Annotated in this window: 22 protein-coding genes and 1 pseudogene; 13 read left to right on the top strand and 10 right to left on the bottom strand. The window is 63.8% G+C overall.

Going from position 1 to position 20,041, the window contains the following annotated elements; genetic code table 11:
• Positions 1–913 (bottom strand): pca operon transcription factor PcaQ (gene pcaQ, locus ACESMT_RS10765; protein ID WP_372826586.1); only part of this gene is annotated, 913 nt, incomplete at its 3' end.
• 128 nt (positions 914–1,041) lie between these two features.
• Here pcaQ and pcaH point away from each other — a divergent pair.
• Both pcaH and pcaG read left to right on the top strand, forming a co-directional pair.
• Positions 1,042–1,755: a protocatechuate 3,4-dioxygenase subunit beta gene (gene pcaH / locus ACESMT_RS10770; protein WP_372826587.1), complete on the top strand. Its 714-nt coding sequence runs from the start codon at positions 1,042–1,044 to the stop codon at positions 1,753–1,755.
• 25 nt (positions 1,756–1,780) lie between these two features.
• A complete protein-coding gene (gene pcaG / locus ACESMT_RS10775) occupies positions 1,781–2,371 on the top strand; it encodes a protocatechuate 3,4-dioxygenase subunit alpha (protein ID WP_372826615.1) in 591 nt (196 codons plus the stop codon).
• Between the two features lie 36 nt (positions 2,372–2,407).
• Here the strand turns inward: pcaG and ACESMT_RS10780 are convergent, their stop codons facing one another.
• The gene (locus ACESMT_RS10780) at positions 2,408–3,046 is read right to left on the bottom strand and encodes a 5-formyltetrahydrofolate cyclo-ligase (RefSeq protein WP_372826588.1); all 639 of its coding nucleotides are present in this window, start codon (positions 3,044–3,046) and stop codon (positions 2,408–2,410) included.
• A gap of 9 nt (positions 3,047–3,055) precedes the next feature.
• Here ACESMT_RS10780 and ACESMT_RS10785 point away from each other — a divergent pair, with 9 nt between their 5' ends.
• Positions 3,056–5,080 carry a transglycosylase SLT domain-containing protein gene (locus ACESMT_RS10785; RefSeq protein ID WP_372826589.1) on the top strand — a complete coding sequence of 675 codons (2,025 nt, stop codon included), beginning with the start codon at positions 3,056–3,058 and terminating at the stop codon, positions 5,078–5,080.
• A 132-nt stretch (positions 5,081–5,212) separates the two neighbouring features.
• Here ACESMT_RS10785 and ACESMT_RS10790 read toward each other — a convergent pair whose 3' ends face one another.
• Positions 5,213–5,656 carry a hemerythrin domain-containing protein gene (locus tag ACESMT_RS10790; protein ID WP_372826590.1) on the bottom strand — a complete coding sequence of 148 codons (444 nt, stop codon included), beginning with the start codon at positions 5,654–5,656 and terminating at the stop codon, positions 5,213–5,215.
• 234 nt (positions 5,657–5,890) lie between these two features.
• Here ACESMT_RS10790 and ACESMT_RS10795 point away from each other — a divergent pair, with 234 nt between their 5' ends.
• Together ACESMT_RS10795 and ACESMT_RS10800 are read left to right on the top strand one after the other, a co-directional pair.
• Entirely contained in the window at positions 5,891–6,880 is a 990-nt protein-coding gene (locus ACESMT_RS10795; protein ID WP_372826591.1) for a complex I NDUFA9 subunit family protein, read from the top strand.
• 103 nt (positions 6,881–6,983) lie between these two features.
• Complete coding sequence (locus ACESMT_RS10800) at positions 6,984–7,694, top strand: glutathione S-transferase family protein (protein ID WP_372826592.1); 711 nt, start codon at positions 6,984–6,986, stop codon at positions 7,692–7,694.
• Between the two features lie 45 nt (positions 7,695–7,739).
• On the opposite strand, the gene glmU is transcribed toward ACESMT_RS10800, so the two are convergent.
• Positions 7,740–9,152 (bottom strand): bifunctional UDP-N-acetylglucosamine diphosphorylase/glucosamine-1-phosphate N-acetyltransferase GlmU, encoded by a 1,413-nt coding sequence (gene glmU / locus ACESMT_RS10805; protein ID WP_372826593.1) that lies wholly within the window; start codon positions 9,150–9,152, stop codon positions 7,740–7,742.
• On the opposite strand from glmU, the gene ACESMT_RS10810 reads away from it, so the two are divergent.
• Positions 9,151–10,071: a DUF6279 family lipoprotein gene (locus ACESMT_RS10810; protein ID WP_372826594.1), complete on the top strand. Its 921-nt coding sequence runs from the start codon at positions 9,151–9,153 to the stop codon at positions 10,069–10,071. The two genes, glmU and ACESMT_RS10810, sit on opposite strands and share 2 nt — an antisense overlap.
• 82 nt (positions 10,072–10,153) lie before the next feature.
• Here the strand turns inward: ACESMT_RS10810 and ACESMT_RS10815 are convergent, their stop codons facing one another.
• Complete coding sequence (locus ACESMT_RS10815) at positions 10,154–10,390, bottom strand: hypothetical protein (protein ID WP_372826595.1); 237 nt, start codon at positions 10,388–10,390, stop codon at positions 10,154–10,156.
• 51 nt (positions 10,391–10,441) lie between these two features.
• On the bottom strand, positions 10,442–10,633 hold the full coding sequence (locus ACESMT_RS10820) for a hypothetical protein (protein ID WP_372826596.1): 192 nt from the start codon (positions 10,631–10,633) through the stop codon (positions 10,442–10,444).
• Between the two features lie 291 nt (positions 10,634–10,924).
• Between ACESMT_RS10820 and ACESMT_RS10825 the strand changes: the two genes are divergently transcribed.
• On the top strand, positions 10,925–11,335 hold the full coding sequence (locus ACESMT_RS10825; protein WP_372826597.1) for a BLUF domain-containing protein: 411 nt from the start codon (positions 10,925–10,927) through the stop codon (positions 11,333–11,335).
• Positions 11,336–11,564: 229 nt separating this feature from the next.
• Here ACESMT_RS10825 and ACESMT_RS10830 read toward each other — a convergent pair whose 3' ends face one another.
• Positions 11,565–12,554 (bottom strand): MBL fold metallo-hydrolase, encoded by a 990-nt coding sequence (locus ACESMT_RS10830; protein WP_372826598.1) that lies wholly within the window; start codon positions 12,552–12,554, stop codon positions 11,565–11,567.
• Positions 12,555–12,653: 99 nt separating this feature from the next.
• Positions 12,654–13,253 carry a TetR/AcrR family transcriptional regulator gene (locus ACESMT_RS10835; RefSeq protein ID WP_372826599.1) on the bottom strand — a complete coding sequence of 200 codons (600 nt, stop codon included), beginning with the start codon at positions 13,251–13,253 and terminating at the stop codon, positions 12,654–12,656.
• A gap of 115 nt (positions 13,254–13,368) precedes the next feature.
• Here ACESMT_RS10835 and ACESMT_RS10840 point away from each other — a divergent pair.
• Positions 13,369–13,560, top strand: a pseudogene (locus ACESMT_RS10840) (TfoX/Sxy family protein); the annotation flags it as partial.
• A 17-nt stretch (positions 13,561–13,577) separates the two neighbouring features.
• Here ACESMT_RS10840 and ACESMT_RS10845 read toward each other — a convergent pair.
• Positions 13,578–14,186 (bottom strand): DUF2917 domain-containing protein, encoded by a 609-nt coding sequence (locus ACESMT_RS10845; RefSeq protein ID WP_372826600.1) that lies wholly within the window; start codon positions 14,184–14,186, stop codon positions 13,578–13,580.
• A 119-nt stretch (positions 14,187–14,305) separates the two neighbouring features.
• Here ACESMT_RS10845 and ACESMT_RS10850 point away from each other — a divergent pair, with 119 nt between their 5' ends.
• The gene (locus tag ACESMT_RS10850; RefSeq protein ID WP_372826601.1) at positions 14,306–15,292 is read left to right on the top strand and encodes a LysR substrate-binding domain-containing protein; all 987 of its coding nucleotides are present in this window, start codon (positions 14,306–14,308) and stop codon (positions 15,290–15,292) included.
• A gap of 111 nt (positions 15,293–15,403) precedes the next feature.
• Here the strand turns inward: ACESMT_RS10850 and ACESMT_RS10855 are convergent, their stop codons facing one another.
• On the bottom strand, positions 15,404–16,336 hold the full coding sequence (locus ACESMT_RS10855; RefSeq protein ID WP_372826602.1) for an SAM-dependent methyltransferase: 933 nt from the start codon (positions 16,334–16,336) through the stop codon (positions 15,404–15,406).
• A 92-nt stretch (positions 16,337–16,428) separates the two neighbouring features.
• Between ACESMT_RS10855 and ACESMT_RS10860 the strand changes: the two genes are divergently transcribed.
• The 4 genes from ACESMT_RS10860 (at position 16,429) to ACESMT_RS10875 (ending at position 19,705) form a co-directional block, all read left to right on the top strand.
• Positions 16,429–16,878 (top strand): MarR family winged helix-turn-helix transcriptional regulator, encoded by a 450-nt coding sequence (locus tag ACESMT_RS10860; protein ID WP_372826603.1) that lies wholly within the window; start codon positions 16,429–16,431, stop codon positions 16,876–16,878.
• Positions 16,879–16,929: 51 nt separating this feature from the next.
• Positions 16,930–17,346: an organic hydroperoxide resistance protein gene (locus tag ACESMT_RS10865; protein WP_372826604.1), complete on the top strand. Its 417-nt coding sequence runs from the start codon at positions 16,930–16,932 to the stop codon at positions 17,344–17,346.
• 91 nt (positions 17,347–17,437) lie between these two features.
• The gene (locus tag ACESMT_RS10870; RefSeq protein WP_372826605.1) at positions 17,438–18,529 is read left to right on the top strand and encodes a DUF2855 family protein; all 1,092 of its coding nucleotides are present in this window, start codon (positions 17,438–17,440) and stop codon (positions 18,527–18,529) included.
• A gap of 111 nt (positions 18,530–18,640) precedes the next feature.
• The gene (locus ACESMT_RS10875) at positions 18,641–19,705 is read left to right on the top strand and encodes a serine/threonine protein kinase (protein ID WP_372826606.1); all 1,065 of its coding nucleotides are present in this window, start codon (positions 18,641–18,643) and stop codon (positions 19,703–19,705) included.
• The last annotated feature ends 336 nt before the right edge of the window (positions 19,706–20,041 follow it).

A 20,041-nucleotide genomic window follows, 5' to 3' on the forward strand; every position in this document is an offset into this window, starting at 1 on the left:
GCGCTGGCGTGGCCGCCATGTCGGCGCGCAGCGTCAGCCCCACCCGCTCTTCCGTGCCCGAGGTGTTGACCTGCAGGCGCACCAGCGCGCCGCTGGCCAGTTCGGCCGCCAGCGCGCCCAGCGGGAACAGGCACACCGCGTCACTGGCTGCGGTGTAGTGGCGGGCCAGCGACACCGACAGCGTCTCCAGCGTGCGGCTGGGCGCGCCCAGCCCCCGCTGCAGCAAAAAAGTATCGGCAGAATGGCGGATGGCGGTGCCCGGCATCGGCAACACCACCGTGAAACGCCCCAGTTGCGCCAGCGCGTCCTGCACCGGGGCCTCGCCGCCCAGCAGCGGGTGACCGGGCCGCACCGCCAGCACCAGCGGTTCGGCATACAGGTGCTCGAAGCTCAGCCCCAGCATCTGCGAGGGCTCGGCGAAACGGCCTATCACCAAGTCAAGCCCGCGCTGGCGCAGCTGGTTGAGCAGCTCCGGGTTGGAGGCCGTGTGGATACGCAGCCTGCTGCGCGGCCGGGCCGGCTCTTTGGCAACCTGGCTGTCCAGCAGTAGCAGCAACTCGGGCATCAGTGAGGGCGCAACGGTGGGCAAGACGCCAATGTCGAGCACCGCGCCGGACTCGCGGCTGGCCTGCGCGACGCTGGCCACCGCTTCGCGCAGCGCGCTGACGCTGGCGCCGGCGTGGCGCATGAAAGCCTCCCCTTCCCGCGTCAGCACGGCGCCGCGGCGGCCTCGCTCAAACAGGCGCACGGCCAGCATCGCTTCCAGTTCTTTCAGCGTTTTGGACACCGCCGGCTGGGTGATGGACAGGATGCCTGCGGCTTTCTGCAGGCTGCCCTGCTGCGCCACCGCCAGAAAACACTGCAAGTGCCTGAATTTGATACGCCCGTTTATCATGGCCTCAAATATATCCAATGGTTATGGATCCTGCTAAAAAATATCAATATACATAACTATTCGAGACAGATAAAGTCTTGAACCGTGCCTTTCAGCCCGCCTCATCCCCGCTGAATGAAGCAGAAACTGCCTTATCCGGAGACTCCATGGCCGCCAGCCCCGCCCCCTCTGCCCTGTCACCGCGTGACTGGTCCGCCCACCCTGCCCATGTCGACCCCGGCTACAAGTCCACCTTGCTGCGCGGGCCGAAAAAACCGCTGCTGCCGATCAGGCAGGCGCTCGCCGACATGGCTGCGCCGGTGTACGGCGCGGACCAGCTCGGCCCGCTGGACCATGACCTGACCCGCAACGCCATCAAAAACGGCGAGCCGCTTGGTGAACGCATCATCGTCACCGGCCGCGTCAGCGACGAAGACGGCCGCCCGGTGAAAAACACCCTGGTCGAGATCTGGCAGGCCAATGCGGCTGGCCGTTATGTGCACAAGGCCGACCAGCACAACGCGCCGCTGGACCCGAACTTCCTGGGCGCCGGGCGCTGCATGACTGATTCGGAGGGCCGCTACAAATTTTTGAGCATCAAGCCGGGCGCCTACCCCTGGGGCAACCACCCGAACGCCTGGCGGCCCAACCACATCCACCTGTCGCTGTTCGGCGAGTACTTCGCCAGCCGCCTGGTCACGCAGATGTATTTCCCGGGCGACCCGCTGCTGCCTTTCGACCCCATGTACATGGGCGCACCGGAAAAAAGCCGCGCGCTGATGGTGTCCAGATTCAGCCTCGACGTGACCGAGCCCGACTTTGCGCTCGGTTATGTGTTTGACATCGTGCTGCGCGGCCCCCAGGCCGCGCGGTTTGAATAACCTGAGCCCTGCCCACATGCCCACCATGCGCCCCCTGCTGCAGACCCCTTCCCAAACCGTTGGTCCTTTTTTCGCCTACGGCCTGACGCCCACCCAGTACGCCTACGACTTCAAGAGCCTGTTCACGCCCGTGCTGGCCCAGCCGCAGGCCGAGGGCGAACACATCGTCATCACCGGCCAGGTGATCGACGGCGCAGGCAACACGATCCACGACGCCATGGTTGAAATCAGCCAGGCCGACGCAGCCGGCCAGTTTGTACGTACACCGGCCGAGGCCGCCAGCAGCGGCTTCACCGGCTTCGGCCGCTGCGGCACCGGCACCTTGGCCGGGCACCACTATGTGTTCAACACCGTCAAGCCCGGTCCGGTGGCAGACGGTCAGGCACCGTACGTCACCGTCTGCATCACGGCGCGTGGCATGCTGGTGCATAACTTCACGCGCATTTATTTTGATGACGAAGCTGCCGCCAATGCAGCGGACCCGGTGCTGGCCAGCGTCCCCGCCCAGCGCCGCACGACATTGCTTGCCAGGCGGCAAGTCACCGGGGCGGGTGTGGTTTACCGGTTCGACATTCGCATGCAAGGCGACAACGAGACGGTGTTTTTCGATCTCTGAGGCGGCAACGCCGGCCTGCGGAGCAGGCTCAAGCCCTCAAACCGGCCAGACCACACCCTTGTCATTGAGGATGGCATCGAGCGCCACATCGTGCGGCTCGGGCTCCAGATCCGGCAGCCAGCCGTGGCTGTAACCCAGTCCCACAGTGATGGGTTTGGGCTGCAGGGTCGCCAGCGTTCGGTCGTAAAAGCCGCCGCCGTAACCGAGGCGAAACCCGCCCGGCCCGTAACCCACACAGGGCACAAACAGCAGGGTCGGCACGATGACCTCGGTGTCTTTGGGTTTGGGAATGCCGTAGGCGTCTTCTTCCATGGGGCAGCCCGGGTACCAGGCGTGAAAGGTCAGGGTCTTGTGCAGCTTGTCGACGACCGGCAGGCCGATCTTGCGCGGCGAGCGGTTTGCTATGTTTTCAGTAGCAGACTCCGCCCGTCCCTCAAGGGCGACAGCCAGATTTTCTCTTGAATCCTGGCCCAGGATGGCGTCTTCCTGCCAGCGATACAGCGCGGGCAGTGGATCAAACTCCCCCTTGATTGGCCAATAGGCGCCTATCACGGCGTCGTCGCGGCCCACCAGCCAGATCCGCATGACTCGCTGCAGGAGGTCGGCGCGTTGTAGGCGGTCCGGCAGGTTCAGGCGTTGTTCTATCAGCGCTTTTCGTGCAGTTAATTTGTCCATAATGTCCCGATGCTATCCAAATTTCTGGTCACAGCCCTCATTTCGGGCCTCGCGCCCTTTTACATCCCCGCGCCAGCATGGGCGCAAACCAGCGGTTCTCGCGCGGACGAGGCGCTGGTGGAGATGAACAAGGCCTTCAAGCGCGGCGACAAAAACCGGCTCACGCAGTTGCTGCCGCAGGCGAAGGGTCATGCGCTGGAGCCTTGGGCCGCCTACTGGGAGCTCAAGGCGCGGCTGGACGAAGCCAGTGCCCGCGAAGTGCAGGACTTCATGACGCGTTACGCCGGCAGCTACCAGGAAGACCGCCTGCGCAACGACTGGCTGCTGCTGCTGGGCCAGCGCCGCGACTGGGCGGCGTTTGCCGCCGAGTACCCGAACTTTCGCATGGGCGATGACCGCGACGTGCGTTGTTACGCGCTGCTGGTCGAGCACCTCAAAAACCCCGGCGCCGACGCGCAACTGGCCGACGAAGTGCGCAGGAACTGGTTCGCCCAGCGCGAAGCCAGCGACGGCTGCACCAGCGCCGCGTCGCGGCTGATCGGCAACCGCAACCTGACCCAGCAGGATGCCTGGATCAAGGCCAGGCTGGCCACGGAAGCCAATCGTCCGCGCGCGGCGCGCGACGCCGTCGAAATCATCGCCCCCGAAGCCGTCAGTCTGGTCAACGAGCTCAACGCCAGCCCCACCCGCTTTCTGGCCACCAAGGTGATCGCCATCAGAAAGGTCCGCAAGGAAATCATTGTCCTGGCGCTGGTCAAGCTCGCCAGCACCGATGCCGACGGCGCCGCGCGTTTCGTCGAAGACAAATGGGGCATGCAGCTCTCGACCGAAGAGCGCAACTGGGCCTGGGGCGCCATTGGCCGGCAGGCCGCGAGCAAGCTCAGCAGCGACGCGCTGGGCTACTTCAGCAAGGTCAGCAAGGACACCGACCTGAGCGACGACATGCTGGGCTGGAAGGTGCGCGCCGCCTTGCGCGCCGGCAGCACGCCGCGCTGGCCCGTGGTGCTGGGCGCCATCAACGCCATGAGCGACGGCGCGCGCAAGGAACCGGTCTGGGCGTACTGGAAGGCGCGCGCGCTGCTCGCCAATGCGCCGGCCGCAGCCGCCAGCGCGCCAGTGCCGCCGCAACGCGCCGAAGCCCTGGCCCTGCTGCAATCGATCGCCTCGGTGCGTGGCTTTTACGAGCAACTGGCACTGGAAGAGCTGGGTCAGAAAATCACGCTGCCCGCCAGGCCGCAGGCCTTGAGCGTGGAAGAAAAAGAGGCGGCACGGCTGAGCCCGGGCTTGAACCGCGCCGCCTATGCCATCGCCATCGGCTTGCGCAGCGAAGGCGTGCGCGAATGGAACTACAGCACCAACCTGCACGCGCGCGGCGGCATGGGCGAGCGCGAGTTGCTGGCAGCCGCCCAGTTCGCCTGCGACCGCGCCATCTGGGACCGCTGCATCAACACCAGCGAGCGCACAGACGCCGCCTTCGACGCCGAGCAGCGTTTCCCCATGCCGTTTCGCGACGCGGTGATCCAGCGCAGCCGTGAAATCGGCCTGGACCCGGCCTACGTCTACGGGCTTATCCGTCAGGAATCACGCTTCATCATGGACGCGAGTTCAAGCGTCGGCGCATCGGGTCTGATGCAAGTCATGCCGGCCACCGCACGCGAGACAGCGCGCTATATCGGCCTGACCGGTTTCACCGCCGACCAGATCAACGACCGGGACACCAACATCATCATCGGCACGGCCTACCTCAAACGCGCGCTCGACGACTTCGGCGGCTCCATGGCGCTGGCCGCTGCGGCCTACAACGCCGGCCCGGGGCGGCCGCGCAACTGGCGCAACGGGCCAATCCTTGAGGCCGCCATCTGGGCCGAGAACGTGCCTTTCAGCGAAACGCGCGACTATGTAAAAAAAGTGCTGTCCAACACCACCAACTACGCCGCCATGCTAAGCGGCCAGCCGCAATCGCTCAAGGCACGGCTGGGCATGGTCGGCCCGCGCGAAACGTCGGCACCGCCGTCCGACGAGAAAATGCCTTGAGCGCTGCAGGCACTGTATGCATGGCGGGTTTGCCAGATGTTATTCAATCAGAATCTGCCTGCGCAGACGCATCAGCCGCTGCAGCCGTCATTGGCTTGAAGGTGAAGCTGCTCATGCTGCAGCAGGAGCGCCTCAGGCCTTGACACGCTGCGACAGAAATTCACCTTCGTAGTCTTTGGCCAGTGACAATTTATCGGCCTCGCTCAACACCTTGCCTGCAAGCTGGAAAATGCCCTGCTCTTCGTCTTTGAGGTGATGAAAAATCTTGTGGTGCAGCTCTTTGGCCACAGCAATCCATGCTGGCGAGCTGGCCTCGGTGCCCTCCAGCTTTTCAACCAGCTCGTCCATCTCGTGGTGTTCGGCAATGCCGTGGCGGGAGGGCTCTTGTGTCATGTCGTGCGCAATCAGCGGCACATAAAAAAACCGCTCCTCAGCGGCGGCATGGGCTGCGAGTTCGGTTTTCAGCTCCTTGAAGAGCACGTCCCGCTCTTTGCTGTCTCCCGATGTCCTGATCAGGGCGTCGGCCAGGCCGCGCTGGGTTTCGTGGCTGGTACGAAGTGCTTCAAAAATATTCATGCCCTGATTATCCGGAACCGGCTGCCAAATACGTGTAGGCTGGAAGGCAGATATCTGTTGCGGCGGCTGCCTACACCGCCGCGATTTGTCGGCCCTGACGCCGTCGGACTGCCCGCCCATTGATCCTATTTCAGGAGCACCTCACGCTTATGGAAAAACGGCCCGTCCCGCATATCATCGACAGCCTGCCGGTGTTTTTGCGTCAACCCGCGTGAAGGCGTTTAATAGGGGCCTATGAAAAAAATACTGATGCTCGGCGGCACTGGCTTCGTCGGCCGCCACCTTTGCGAAAAACTGACGCAGCTGCAGTGGCGCATGACGGTGCCGACCCGGCAGGAAGCCAGCGCCAGAGACGTGCAGATGCTGCCGGCGCTCGATGTGGTTGAAACCGATGTCCATGACGAGGCCGCCCTGACCCGACTGGTGACCGGCCACGACGCCGTCGTCAATCTGGTCGCCATCCTGCATGGCACGCAGCAGGCCTTTGACCGGGTCCATGTGCAATTGCCGCAAAAACTCGCGCGCGCCTGTGCCGCCGGCGGCGTCCAGCGCGTGATCCACATCAGCGCACTCGGCGCCGACGCACGCAACCCGGACGGCGCACCCTCGATGTATTTGCGCAGCAAGGGGCACGGCGAGGTGGCGCTGCAGCAGGCCGGCCTCGCCCTGACCCTGCTCAGGCCCAGCGTAATGTTCGGCGACGGCGACAAATTTCTCAACACCTTTGCCAAACTGCAGAAAATATTCCCGTTGATTCCGCTGGCATCCAGCCACGCGCTGTTCCAGCCGGTGTGGGTGCAAGACGTGGCCAGCGCCATCGTGCATTGCCTGCAGGACGAGCACACCCACGCAAGCGTGGGCCAGACCTACGAAGCCTGCGGTCCGGACGTCTTCACGCTCCGGCAACTGGTCGAGCTGGCGGGCCGCTTCAGCGGTGTCAACCAGGGCCGGGGACGGGTTGTACTGCCTCTGCCTGCCGCATTGGGCCGCCTGCAGGCCCGCCTGATGGGTCTGGTGCCTGGCGAGCCGCTCATGAGCCTGGACAACCTCGATTCCATGACCCAACCCAACATCGCCAGCGGCAACCTGCCGGGGTTGGATGCGCTGGGCATCACGCCCACTGCGCTCGAAGCCATCGCCCCGACCTACCTGGGTCCAGACGGCGGCGGCTGGGGTTTGCGCAGCAACCTGACCGTCAAGCGAAAAAACGCCGGCCGCTTTTAAGCATCGGTCGAAGCGCATCCATAGCGCGTCTTCTTTGCATCAATGGTGCAGGTGGCGCGTTGTAGCATGACGGTTTCACTCATTTGGCGACGACAAAAAGAACATGCTCAAACTCTATATTGGCAACAAAAACTACTCTTCGTGGTCCATGCGCCCCTGGGTGCTGCTCAAGCAGGCGGACATCGCGTTCGAGGAGGTCATGGTGCGTTTTGGCAAGGACGCCTTCGCCGACGACTCCGCCTTCAAACAGGGCGTCCGCACAGTCAGCCCGGCGGGCCGGGTACCGGTACTGCTGGACGACGGTTTAGCGGTCTGGGATACGCTGGCGATTGCAGAATATATTGCCGAGAAATTTCCGCAGAAACAGCTTTGGCCGCAGCAAGCCCATGCTCGCGCACGCGCGCGCAGCATCTGCGCAGAGATGCACTCTGGCTTTGGCGCGCTGCGCAGCGCTTGCCCCATGAATATCGAGGCCTCGCTGGCGCAGGCCGGTGCACAGGCATGGCGCGACAAGCCTGCGGTGCGCACAGACGTGGAACGACTCGTGGCGATGTGGACCGAGCTGCTGGATCAGCACGGCGGCGCAGGTGGCAGCGGCGGCCCGCAGTTTCTTTTTGGCGAGTTCTCGATTGCAGATGCGTTTTTCGCCCCGGTGTGCATGCGCCTGACAAGCTACGCCCTTCCGGTCCCGCCCCACATCGCAGACTACGTCGCCAGAGTCAGCCAGGCGCCGGGCGTGAAGGCATGGATCAAGGAAGCGCTGGCAGAAAAAGATTTCGTGGCGTTTGACGAGCCGTACCGTACCGCGCGCTAACGCCCTGCTACTGGCGCCGCGCGGTCCTGCGGCCACCCCGGTACATCAGCGCTTGGGCGTCTTCACCGGCCGCTCCCAATTGGCGAGGCTGACCTGCTTGCCGCGCGCCACGCTCAGCGCGCCAGGCGGCGTGCTTTTGGTGATGGTCGAACCGGCGCCCACCGTGCCGCCGGCGCCTATAGTCACCGGCGCCACCAGTACGCAATTGCTGCCAATGTGTACATCAGCCTCAATCACCGTACGGTGTTTGTTGGCGCCGTCGTAATTGGCGGTGATGCTGCCTGCGCCGTAGTTGACACGCTCGCCCAGGGTCGCGTCACCCACGTAGGCCAGGTGGTTGGCCTTGGCGCCGCGGGCCAGGCTGGCATTTTTGACTTCAACAAAGTTGCCGATATGCACTTCGGCGCCGAGCTGAGCGCCGGGCCGCAGCCGCGCAAAGGGACCAACCAGAGCGCCCTCACCGACCTGAACGCCCAGCTTTTCACCGTCGATGTGTGTGAAGGGATGAATCACTGCGCCGGCTGCGATGCTGGCATTGGCCACCATACAGTTGGCGCCTATACGCACGCCTTCGCCCAGGGTCACCGCGCCGTCGAAGACACAGTTGACGTCAATCTCCACATCCTGCGCACAGACCAGCGTGCCGCGCACATCCAGCCGCGCGGGGTCCGCCAGCCGAACCCCCTGCTCCATCAGCGCAGTGGCGATCCGCCGCTGGTACACCCGCTCGAGCTCGGCGAGCTGGACCGGGCTGTTGACGCCGGCCACCTGGGCCGGGTCGGTGATCTGTTGCGCCACCACGGCCACGCCGTCGGCGACCGCAAACTTCACGATGTCGGTCAGGTAGTACTCGTTCTGCGCGTTGTTGTTGTCCAGCCGGGCCAGCCAGCTGCGCAGCAGGTGCGTGGGCACGGCCATGATGCCGCTGTAGATTTCGCGGATCTCGCGCTGGGCGTGCGTCGCATCCTTGTGCTCGACGATGGCGCGCACCTGGGCGGAGGGTTCTGCGCCGGCGCGAACGATACGCCCATACCCCGTTGGGTCGGCCATGCTGAGCGTGAGCAGGGCAAGGCGCTGGCCGTCGCACTGCGCCAGAAGGGCCTGAAAAGTGGCCGTCTGGGTCAGCGGCACGTCGCCCGACAACACCAGCGTGATGCCGTCATCCGCCAGCAGCGGCATGGCCTGCTGCACCGCATGGCCGGTCCCCAGTTGCGGCTCCTGACGCACGAAAGACAACGGCAGGCTGGGGTGGACCGCAGCGCCTATTGCAGTCTCGACTTCGTCTGCGCCGTGGCCGGTGATCACCACCGCGCGCCTTGCCGATAACCCGGCCGCGCAGTCAGTCACATGGGCCAGCAGCGCACGACCGCCCAATCGGTGTAACACTTTGGGCAGCCGGCTTTTCATCCGGGTGCCTTTGCCCGCTGCCATGATGACGACATCAACTGGAGTTGCCATGAGATTTCCTGTGCCTTGTTGGATGGGCGCGCATGCGCCGCCGTCGGGAGGTTTGCTGCGGATTATCGGTCTTGCAGCGCTGCTGGGGCTGACCGGGCTGCTGACGGCCTGCAGCGTTGTCAAGATTGCCTATAACCAGGCGCACGAGCTGGCCTACCTGCAGCTCGACGGTTATTTGGATTTCAACGGCGCGCAGACGCTCCGGCTCAAGGATGAACTGGTCAAGATTCAACGCTGGCACCGCAGCACCCAGTTGCCGGCGTATGCCGAGCGCCTGAAAAAGTGGCAGCGTCTTCTGCCCGGCGAGCTGGACGAGGTCCAGGTTTGCAGCGCAGGCGAAGAGGTGCGCAGCAGCCTGCTCGCAATTTCCCGGCGCACAGAGAGCATCGTCGCCGAGCTGGCCGTCACACTGAGCCCGGACCAGCTCAAGTTTCTTCAAGGCAAGTTTTTAAAGTTGAACCAGGAGTACCGGAACGATTTTCTGGAAGGCCCGTCAAGCGCGCTGCTCGACAAGCGCCTGAAAAAGACGGTCAACCGCGCCGAGATGTTGTACGGCACGCTGACCGACAAGCAGGTGGCGCTGTTGCGCAGGCAGATGGCGCTGTCAGCATTTGATGCCGGCATGTCACTGGCCGAATACCAGCGCCGTCAGCAGGATGCGCTGCAAACTCTGGCGCCCTTGATAACTGGCGGCGCCACCTCTGCCCAAACCAAATCTGCGGTCAGTGGCTACTTCGAACGTTCGCTGAATTCGCCCAGCCCGGCCTATCGCCGTCATCAGGAACAGCTGACTCGCGACAACTGCAGGATGCTGGCGCTGCTTCACAACAGCACCAGCCCGGCACAGCGCGCCAAAGCAGTCGAGACGCTGGGTGACTATGCGCAGGACTTCAGGATTCTGGCTTCCCAGGACTTTTGAGCGGCGCTTGGGCTTGCAAAGCACCGCGAAAAAACGCACAAACGCACCAACCCAGAGGCGAGCCAAGCCCGGGGGGGCTGTATCAGCCCCTGGACTTTGAATGCGATCGCCCCTCATCTTCGGCGTGCTTGAGTTCGGCGGCTTCGGCGGCGTTGGCCGGTTTTGCGGCCTTGGCATCGGCGGCCACATCGGCGCCCTGCAAGTACGCATCGATGTTCTCGCGGTAGTCCCGCGCTCCTTCGTAACTGCCTTCGCCGATTTGCTGTTCGGGTTGGCTGGGCTTGCCGGACGTCTGCCGGGGCGCTGGTTTGCTTTTCATGCTGATTCCTTGTGATGGAAATTTGCGGGGCAATGCTGGCTGGAGAAAGACCTAAAAGCCACCTCGGCCAGCCTTGTCGCCCACTTGGCGCGGGCGCCCCGTAGTGACGGCTTCCTGGCCCAGTTGTCTGCTACGTGGCGGCTGGAATTCACCTGAGCCGCTGCTTTGCTGCTGTTGCCGGTTGACGGGTCGCCGGGGTTGCTGCTGCAGCAGGCCCGGCCGGTAGATTATTTTGCTGTTCATCACGGCTTTTCTATGGCGGTAGTTGCGGTGGTGCGTCAGGAACGCGGAACCTACAGCTTAGAAAAATGCTGCGGGTGGCGCTGTCGTCGGTCACAGCGCGGTTGTGTCAGAGCCGGCCTACAACAAAGGTACCTGGCACATGGGCAAATCGTCGTAGTCGGCCAGGCGGTGCAGCGACTTGGTGCGGAGCAGCGTCAGGCGCTGGTCACGACCCCGCATAGGGACAGCTGAGCGCCTTGGCACCCTACACGTTGCCACAATCAGCGCAGGCGGCTACAGTTAACCGCCACCATGAACTTGAATCAACCCGCCGAACTGTACGAAATCCTGTATGTGAGCACCATCGCACCTGACGCATCCGCCAGTGTGATGGCGGAGATCGTCGGGAAGGCGCGCTTGCACAACCGCTGGCTGGAGATCACCGGCCTGCTCATTTTTGACGGTATGCGCTTTTGTGAACAGATGGAGGGCCGCCAGGCAGACGTCATGGCGCAGCTGGCGCGGATTGAGACGGATGAACGTCACTTCAACCTGCAGGTCGTGCACCAGGGGCCCCTTGCCGGACGGCGCTTCAGCCGTTTCAGCATGGGTTACACCACACTGGACGACAACGATGCACTGGGCCTGCTGGAAATACTCAGAGGGCAAGACGCGGTCGACGCTTTTCTGGGCCTGCTTTCCTCACTCGACCTGGACGCCTGAGGCCGGGTTGCGAAAGCCCCGCCTGCCGGTACGGCAGCGAAAAATGGTGAGGTGAAATCCGCGCCTGCCCGAAGAGCAGGGTCAGGCTTGCAGCGCCGCCCACATCTCTTTGTCACGCTCCGCCGTCCAGATGCGCGGCGAGGCATTTTTCGACCTGCGAGGGGCCCCGCTTGCGGGGATCGAAGCGAAAAATGGTGAGGTGAAATCCGCGCTTTCCCGAAGAGCAGGGTCAGGCTTGCAGCGCCGCCCACATCTCTTTGTCACGCTCCGCCGTCCAGATGCGCGGATTCTTGATCCCACTGGCCTCGTCATAGGCGCGGCTCACATCAAACGGCAGACAGTGTTCATAGATGAAGACCTGGCCAAAGACCGGGTCCATGCTTTTGCGGGTGTGCGCCATCGCGCTTTTGAGGTCCATCTTGGCGGCGGCGGCTTCCTTGCCGCAGCGGTACAGCGTTTCCACCCACTGCACCGTGTAGTCAATGGCCTTGTTGACTTCTGCCGCGCCTTTCATGGCTTCGCCGCGGCCAGGCACGATGGCCTCGGCCTTGAGCGCGCGCAGCGCTTCGAGCGTAACGGGCCACTCCTCAAGCTGGGCGTCCCCGGTGTAGACGCCGGCGTTGTACTCGACCAAATCCCCCGAGAACAGCACTTTTTCCTCCTCGACCCAGGCGATGGTGTCGCCGCGGGTGTGGCCGGGGCCGGGGTGCCAGATCTGCACGCGCACGCCGCCCAGGTCAATCACCAGCTTGCCAGGGACTTCGCCCTTGACCGGGTTGCCGCCGCTGATCAACAGGGTCGGCCAGGTCAGGCCGGGCACACTTTCAGCGTCACGGAACAGGCGCGGGAAACGCTCCATCTCGCTTTGCATGTCCTCGGCGCCGCGTTCGACGATCAGCTCGTAGGTGCCCTGGCTGGCAATGACTTCGGTCGCGCCTTCGGCGATGTAGGCGCTGGCGCCCAGCACGCGCACTGCGTGGTAATGCGTCAGCAGCACGTACTTGATGGGTTTGTCGCTGACCTCACGGATACGGGCGATCAGGTCCTGAGCCATCGCGGGTGTGGCAGTCGCATCGCTGACCATGATGAACTTCTCGCCGATGATCACGCCGGAGTTGGGGTCGCCCTCGGCGGTGTAGGCCCAGCAGTGGGCGCTGAGCTGCTCGAAAGTGATCTTTTTGTCGGTGAGGTCGGACTGCGAGGCAAAAGCTTTGGACATGGGGTCTCCGTAGGAGGCCGATCGGATGCCGGCCGGGAATCGTGGGCGCCGGGTGATTCTACTATACGTAACTTATTACGAATAGTTGAATTCCGTACTTCACCCAGCCAGGCCGCGCTCCAGCATGGCCACAACTTCTTCGGAAAAGGCCCGATAACTCATGGGGCCGTCGGGACGCATCCAGGTGAACGTCCAGTTGATCATGCCAAACAGCATCATGGTCACTGCCGTCTGGTTGGTCGCCGTGATGCGCTGCGGGTAGGCGCGCTTGAGAAAACGTGTCATGGCCGACACCACATCGCGCTGCCGGTCCAGGATCAGCTCGCGCTGCGCATCGCCGAGAAACTTGGTGTCGCCCAGCAGCGCACTGTGCCGCGTTGCAGAGCTTTCGTACTGGTCCAGGAAGTTGCGGATCAGCTCATGCAGAGCTGCACGGTCGTCCAGGTTTTTGCGCTGTGCGCTGGCTTCGGTCTGGCCGATGGTGGCCAGCAAGTGCTGGGTGTACCGGTCCAGCAGGTCGAACAGGATGGCTTCCTTGCTGCCGTAGTAATGGTACAGCCTGGCCTTGGAGGTACCGCAGGCGGCGGCGATGTCGTTCATGCTGGCCGCCATGTAGCTGCGCTGCGCAAAACACTGGGCGGCCACGTCGAGGATGGCTTCGCGCTGGAGCTCGTGGGTGGCAGATTTGGGGCGGGCCATGCGCTATTGTGAAGCACGCAGGCGACGCTAAAGTAGCGGCATGCCTGCAGACCTCTCTTTCGCCAACTACTGCTGCGAGCTGCTGGGCAGCGTCGGGCCGTGCACGGCGCGCCGCATGTTCGGCGGCTTCGGCATCAACACCGGCGGGCTGAACATCGCGCTGCTGGCCGACCTGGGCCAGGGCGACACCCTGTGGCTCAAGGCTGACGAACAAAGCCGCCCCCTATTTGAAGCTGCGGGTTGCGCGCCTTTCGTCTACAAGGCAAAAGGCAAGGCCATGAAGCTGAACTATTACAGCGCGCCGGAAGACGCGATGGAGTCGCCTCAGCTGATGGCGCAGTGGGCCCGGTTGTCGCTGGACTGCGCCTTTAAAGCGCGCACAGCCAAAGCAGTGCGGGCGCGGCCAGTTGCAAAATCTGTGGCAAAACGCGGCAGCAATGCCAGCATGGCCGCACCGGTCGCGCCAGCCAGATCAAAAGTCAAGCGGCCCGAGGCGGCGGCGGCCAAACCCAGCGCCCCGCGCAAGTCTCGCAGCGGCTGAACCACACCAGCCCGCCAGGGCAGGGCCACCGCCCGCTGCGCCAACTCATGCCGTGAGGGACTCGCAAGCGCCACGCCCGCAGTTTCGGGCAGAGGGTCCCAGCCGAAGTAGGCAGCCGATGCACTGCCAGCGCCCCAGGGCTCCATCACCAGCATCTGTCCGGGCAGCAGCTTGAGTTCTTCGCCCGTGCCCAGAAAGTGATCGCCGCCGCGTACGCCCTCGTCCCTGTGCGCGTTGTCAAAGGTGATCCACATCTGTCCATGCGCGATGCGCAGCAGTCCGGGCTGGGTTGGCCGCAAGGTCAACGCCCGGCCAGCGCCCAGCTTCCAGCAGCCTGGCAGCGCATCAATGCTATTGAAAGAGGTCATGGGGTGGGGGTGTGAGTCTGTCATGGCGTTCTCCTTCGGGGCGTTGTGGATGTGGGAATCATCGGCCCGGGGTGCTTGGCAGTCCAATGAATTCGCGCTACGCTATTCATTCCATAAACGCATCAATCAACCGCCGCCCCACCATGCTGCATTCACAAACCCATTTGCGCTCCCGGCCGATCTCTGCGGGCCAGCTGCGTGCCTTTGACGCCGTCGCCCGGCACCTGAACTTTCGCGCCGCCTCTGAAGAGCTGGCGCTGACGCAGTCGGCCGTGAGCCGCCAGATCCAGGCACTTGAGGAAGAGGTGGGCCTGAGCCTGTTTCACCGCCACACCCGCTCTGTCGAGCTCACGGGTGCCGGCGGTATCTTGTTGCGCGCGGTGATTCCCTCGCTGGAACGCATCGACGGCGCGGTGCGGCAGATTCGCCAGAGCGCTGGCCGCAAAAGCGTGGCGCTCACCACCTTTGCATCCTTCGCATCGATGTGGCTGATTCCCCGGCTCGAGGGCTTTCAGCGCGACAACCCCGACATGGACATCCGCATTGATGCATCGGACTCCACGGTGGACCTGGAAACCTCGGACCTGGACATCGCGCTGCGTTATGGACCGGCCAGCCGCATGGGGTCGGCAGGCGCGATCCGCCTGTTTGGCGAGCAGCTGACGCCGGTGATCAGCCCCTGGTTGCTCAAAAGCGGGCCGCGCCTGAAAAAGCCGGAAGACCTGGCCCAGTTCGCCCTGATCGAGGCCGGCGACTCACACGCTGCCCATATGGAGTGGCTGACCTGGCGGCGCTGGCTGGAAGTGCATGGCACGCCCAAGCTCGAAGGCAAGCGCTGGCTGTACTTCAACTACGCCTACCAGATGGTGCAGGCCGCGCTGACCGGCCAGGGCATCGTGCTGGCGCGCCTGCCGCTGATCGCCGAAAGCCTGGCCAGCGGCGATCTGATCGAGCCGCTGCCGCATTTGCGGCTGGACTCGCCAATGGCCTACTGGCTCGTCGTCGGTCCGCGCAGCGCGGGCCGGCCGGAAATCAAGGCCTTCTGCGACTGGCTGCTGGTGCAAGGGGCATTGACCCGTGAGGCGATTGGCGACGTGCCTGATCCGGACACGGTGGACAACATTGATTGATGCGAAAAAAGCCACTCGCCCGGCTCAGCAAGGGTCGGCTTCCTGTCCAGCAGAGCTAAGGCAAAGGCCAGACCGGACGGCCACCTATATCGCGTCTACTTCGCGCCTGCATCAAGCAGGCAACCATGCCGGCACGTCGAACCGCGCCGTCAACGCCCCCAGATTCAACTCCGCCAACACGGCCCGCAGGCGGGCCTGCGCCTGCTGCGTTTTTCCGCCGAAGCCGGATGCAAGGCGGCTGGCGATGATCAGCTCGTTTTTCATCGAGTGCTCCCAGCCCACCAGCTCGGTGACCGTGACCTGATAGCCGCTGGCCTCCAGTTGCAGGCAGCGCAGCACGTTGGTGATCTGGCTGCCGAATTCACGCGTGTGCAGCGGATGCCGCCAGAGCTCGGCCAGCGGGTTTTTGGACAGGCTGAGTGCCTTGTTTTGGCGCAGGACGCTGGCCACCTCGGCCTGGCAGCAGGGCACCAGCACCATGTGCTGCGCCTGCTTCGCCAGGCCAAAGGCCATCGCGTCGTCGGTCGCGGTGTCACAGGCATGCAAGGCCGTGACGATATCCACTTGCGGCGGCAACTCGGCCGAAGTGGTGGCCTGCTGCACCGACAGGTTGAGAAAGGACATGTTGGCAAAACCCAGCCGCTGCGCGAGCTCGCGTGATTTGTCCACCAGTTCGGCGCGAGTTTCGATGCCGTAGATCCGCCCGGAGAGCGGCTCGCCCGCGTGCGACACGTTGAAGAACAGGTCGTACAGGATAAAGCCGAGGTAGGACTTGCCGGCACCATGGTCGGCCAGCGTAAAGGGCCTGCCGTCTTTCGCGGTCTCCTCCAGCAGGGGCGCAATGAACTGGTACAGGTGGTAGACCTGCTTGAGCTTGCGCCGTGTGTCCTGGTTGAGCTTGCCTTCGCGGGTCAGGATGTGCAGCTCCTTGAGCAGCTCAATCGACTGGCCGGGGCGGATTTCCTCGATCACCTGCGCGGGTTGGCCCGGGGGAGATGAGAGGCGTGCAGGCTTGCCGCTGCGGGGAGTGCTGTTTTTGGGCATGGACCTGAAGTCTAGCGTCCGCACCACCCCTGACGGCAGCAAGGCCTCCCATTTACATTGGACACAATTTAATTGCGTGTTATAGTTATGCCATGCCCAACAAGACTGCCCACACCGATGCCTTGCTGCAGCTCGACAACCAGCTGTGTTTTGCGCTGTACTCCACCTCGCTGGCCATGACCAGGGTGTACAAGCCGCTGCTCGACGAGTTGGGCCTGACCTACCCGCAGTACCTGGCGATGCTGGTGCTCTGGGAAAAGGACGGGCTGATGGTGTCTGAGCTGGGCGAACGCCTCTACCTGGACTCTGGCACGCTGACGCCCCTGCTCAAGCGGCTCGAATCGTCCGGCCTGATCTCGCGCATCCGTGCGGTAGAAGACGAGCGCCGCGTACACATCACGCTGACTGCTGCAGGGCGCAAGCTCAAGGCCAAAGCCGCCCGGGTGCCGGGCTGCATCCGCGAAGCCAGCCAGTGCTCCATCCCCGAATTGATGAGTCTGACGCAACAGATGCGGGCCTTGCGCCAGCGTCTGGTGGCGTAACCACCCCATTTTTTTTACCCGCCCTCAGGGCATTTTCCAAAGGCAAACACCATGACCACACTCGACAAAGTCCTCTACACCGCCAAGGCCCACACCACCGGTGGCCGCGACGGCAAGTCCAAAACCGACGACGGCCGCCTGGAAGTCACGCTGAGCTCGCCCGGCACCGCTGGCACCGGCACCAACCCCGAGCAGCTGTTTGCCGCAGGCTACGCCGCCTGCTTCATCGGTGCCATGAAGGCCATCGGCGGCATGAAGAAGATCGCCGTCCCCGATGACGTCTCCATCGACTCCAGTGTCGACCTTGGCAAGGTCCCCACTGGCTACGGCATTGCCGTACGCCTGGACGTGAGCCTGCCAGGCATGGAGCGCGCCGCTGCGCAGGAACTGGTTGACGCAGCGCACCAGGTCTGCCCTTACTCCAACGCGACCCGCGGCAACATCGATGTGACCATCACGTTGGTGTGAGCCCCCACGGTCGTGCGCTTGGTGTCATGCGCTGTCGCCAAAGCGGCCCGCCGGTGTTGAGCCGGCGGGCTTTTTCGTTTAAGTTGCAGGCATGAGCACCACCACCCTTCTCGTTCGCAAAAACCAGCTTTCCGATACCCGGCTGCACACGGCCGACGCCGCGCCGCTGGCCGACGGCCAGGTGCGCGTGGCTGTCAATGCGTTTGCGCTGACCTCCAACAACATCACCTACGCCGCCTTTGGCGATGCCATGAACTACTGGCAGTTTTTCCCGACCGGGGAAGACGGCTGGGGCACGATTCCTGTGTGGGGTTTCGCGACGGTGGCGCAGTCGCTGCACCCCGGCGTGGCGGTCGGCGAGCGGCTGTATGGCTATTTCCCGATGGCCTCCGAAGCGATCCTCACACCGGTGCGCCTGGACGGCAGCGGCTTTTACGACGGTGCGCCGCACCGCGGCGAGCTGCACGCGGTCTACAACCAGTACCTGCGCTGCACCGACGATCCGTTTTACACGGCCACGACCGAGGACATCCAGGCGCTGCTGCGGCCGCTGTTCATCACCTCCTTCCTGATCGACGACTTCCTCGCCGACAACGACTTCTTCGGCGCCTCCGGCGGGACCATGCTGCTGTCCAGCGCGTCGAGCAAAACCGCCTACGGCACGGCCTTCCAGCTGGCGCAGCGTCCAGGCATTGAAGTTATTGGCCTGACTTCGCCGGGCAACGTCGCTTTCTGCGAGAGCCTGGGCTGCTACAGCCGCGTGCTGACCTATGAGCAGCTTGATCAGATCACCGCAGACCGGGCCTGCATTTACGTGGACTTTGCCGGCAACGCCAAACTGCGCCATGCCATCCACAGCCGCTTTGCCAATTTGAAGTACAGCTGCTCGATTGGCGGCACGCATGTGAGCGATCTCGGCGGTGCCAAAGACCTGCCCGGCCCGCGTGCCACCTTGTTTTTTGCGCCGGCTCAGATCAAAAAGCGCAGCGTCGACTGGGGGCGCGAGGGCCTGGGCCAGCGACTGGTGAAGGCCTGGCAGGTCTTCACCAGCCGCGTCGGGCAAGGCCCTGCGCCCTGGCTGCTGGTGGAGCAGCACAAGGGCGAGACGGCCGTGGCCGCCGCCTACCAGCAGGTGCTGGCCGGCAAGGGCGATCCGCGCACCGGGCATATTCTGGCGTTCTGAGAAAGCTGAAAACGCTATTCTTTTTATAGCGGATTGTGCTTACCAGTCAAGGGCTGGAGGCACTTTTTACTTATAAACAAGGCTTGCGACTGGAACAACGACAATGGGGGCATGACCGACCTGCCACTGACCGACCTGCCCCCGACCGCGATGCCACCCCAGGCGCTGCATGCCTACGAAAAACTGACGCCCGACGTGGTGCTCGACGCGCTGGCCAGCGTGGGCCTGCTGGGCGACGGGCGCCTGATGGCGCTGTCAAGTTACGAAAACCGCGTCTACCAGGTGCATCTGGAAGCCCCGGCCGGAACGGGCGCCGCAGCCGGCGACATCGTGGTCGTCAAGTTCTATCGGCCCGGGCGCTGGAGCGACACCCAGATTGTCGAAGAACATGCCTTCGCGGCCGAGCTGATGGCTGCAGAGATCCCGGTGGTTGGCGCGCTCGAACTGAACGGCAGCACCCTGCACCACTTTGACGGTTTCAGCTTCAGCGTGTCGCCGCGCCGCGGTGGCCGTCGGCCCGAGCTGGAAGACTTCAGCGTGCTGGAATGGATTGGCCGCTTCCTCGCGCGCATCCACACCGTCGGAAGCATCCAGCCCTTCAAGCACCGTCCGGCGCTGGACCTGCAGACCTTTGGCCATGCCAGCCGCGAGGTGCTGCTGGCCGGCAACTACCTGCCGCTGGACATGGAGTCGCGCTGGCTCAAGGCCTTTGAAGAAGCGATGAACGTGGCACAAGCCGTGTTTGAAAGCGTCGGCGACATCCGCTCGTTGCGCCTGCACGGCGACTGCCACCCCGGCAATATTTTGTGGACCCCTGAAGGCCTGGATGGCGCTGGCCCGCACTTTGTGGACCTGGACGACGCCCGCAGCGGCCCGGCCGTGCAGGACTTGTGGATGCTGCTGTCCGGCGAGCGGTCGCAATGTCTGCGTCAGCTCGGCGCGCTGGTCGATGGCTACGAGGAGTTCCGCGAGTTCCCGCGCAGCGAACTGGCGCTGATCGAGCCGCTGCGCACGCTGCGCCTGGTGCACTACAGCGCCTGGCTGGCCCAGCGCTGGCACGACCCGATCTTTCCGATCAACTTCCCGTGGTTCGGCTCCAGCGACTACTGGAAAGGCCAGGTCGACATGCTGGAAGAGCAGACCGAAGCGATGCAGGAAGCGCCACTGGTGGCCTGACCTCCGGGGGCCAGCCGCGCCGACCTTCCCTCATCATCCGAGCGTCTCGTGATCGCTCTGCTTCACCAGACCGCCTATTTTTTCGGCGTATGGAATAAGAAGCCGATCTGCAAACTGGTGTGAGCAAACCTGCTCAATGCGCGGTGTATTCCAGGCTGGCGATGCCATCGCTGTCGACGCACACGACGTCACCTGACTGCAGCGACGTCAGCGGCCTGAAGCAGGTGCTGACCCTTTGGGCGACCTTGTGTGCGAGTTCGGGTATGGTGACAGTTTGGGGCAAGCGCTAGCGCCGACCGCAGACAAATATGCGTGGGCATGAGAAGGCCCGCAGAA

The organism is Polaromonas sp., assembly GCF_041689105.1.
Classification (GTDB): Bacteria; Pseudomonadota; Gammaproteobacteria; order Burkholderiales; family Burkholderiaceae_C; genus Polaromonas.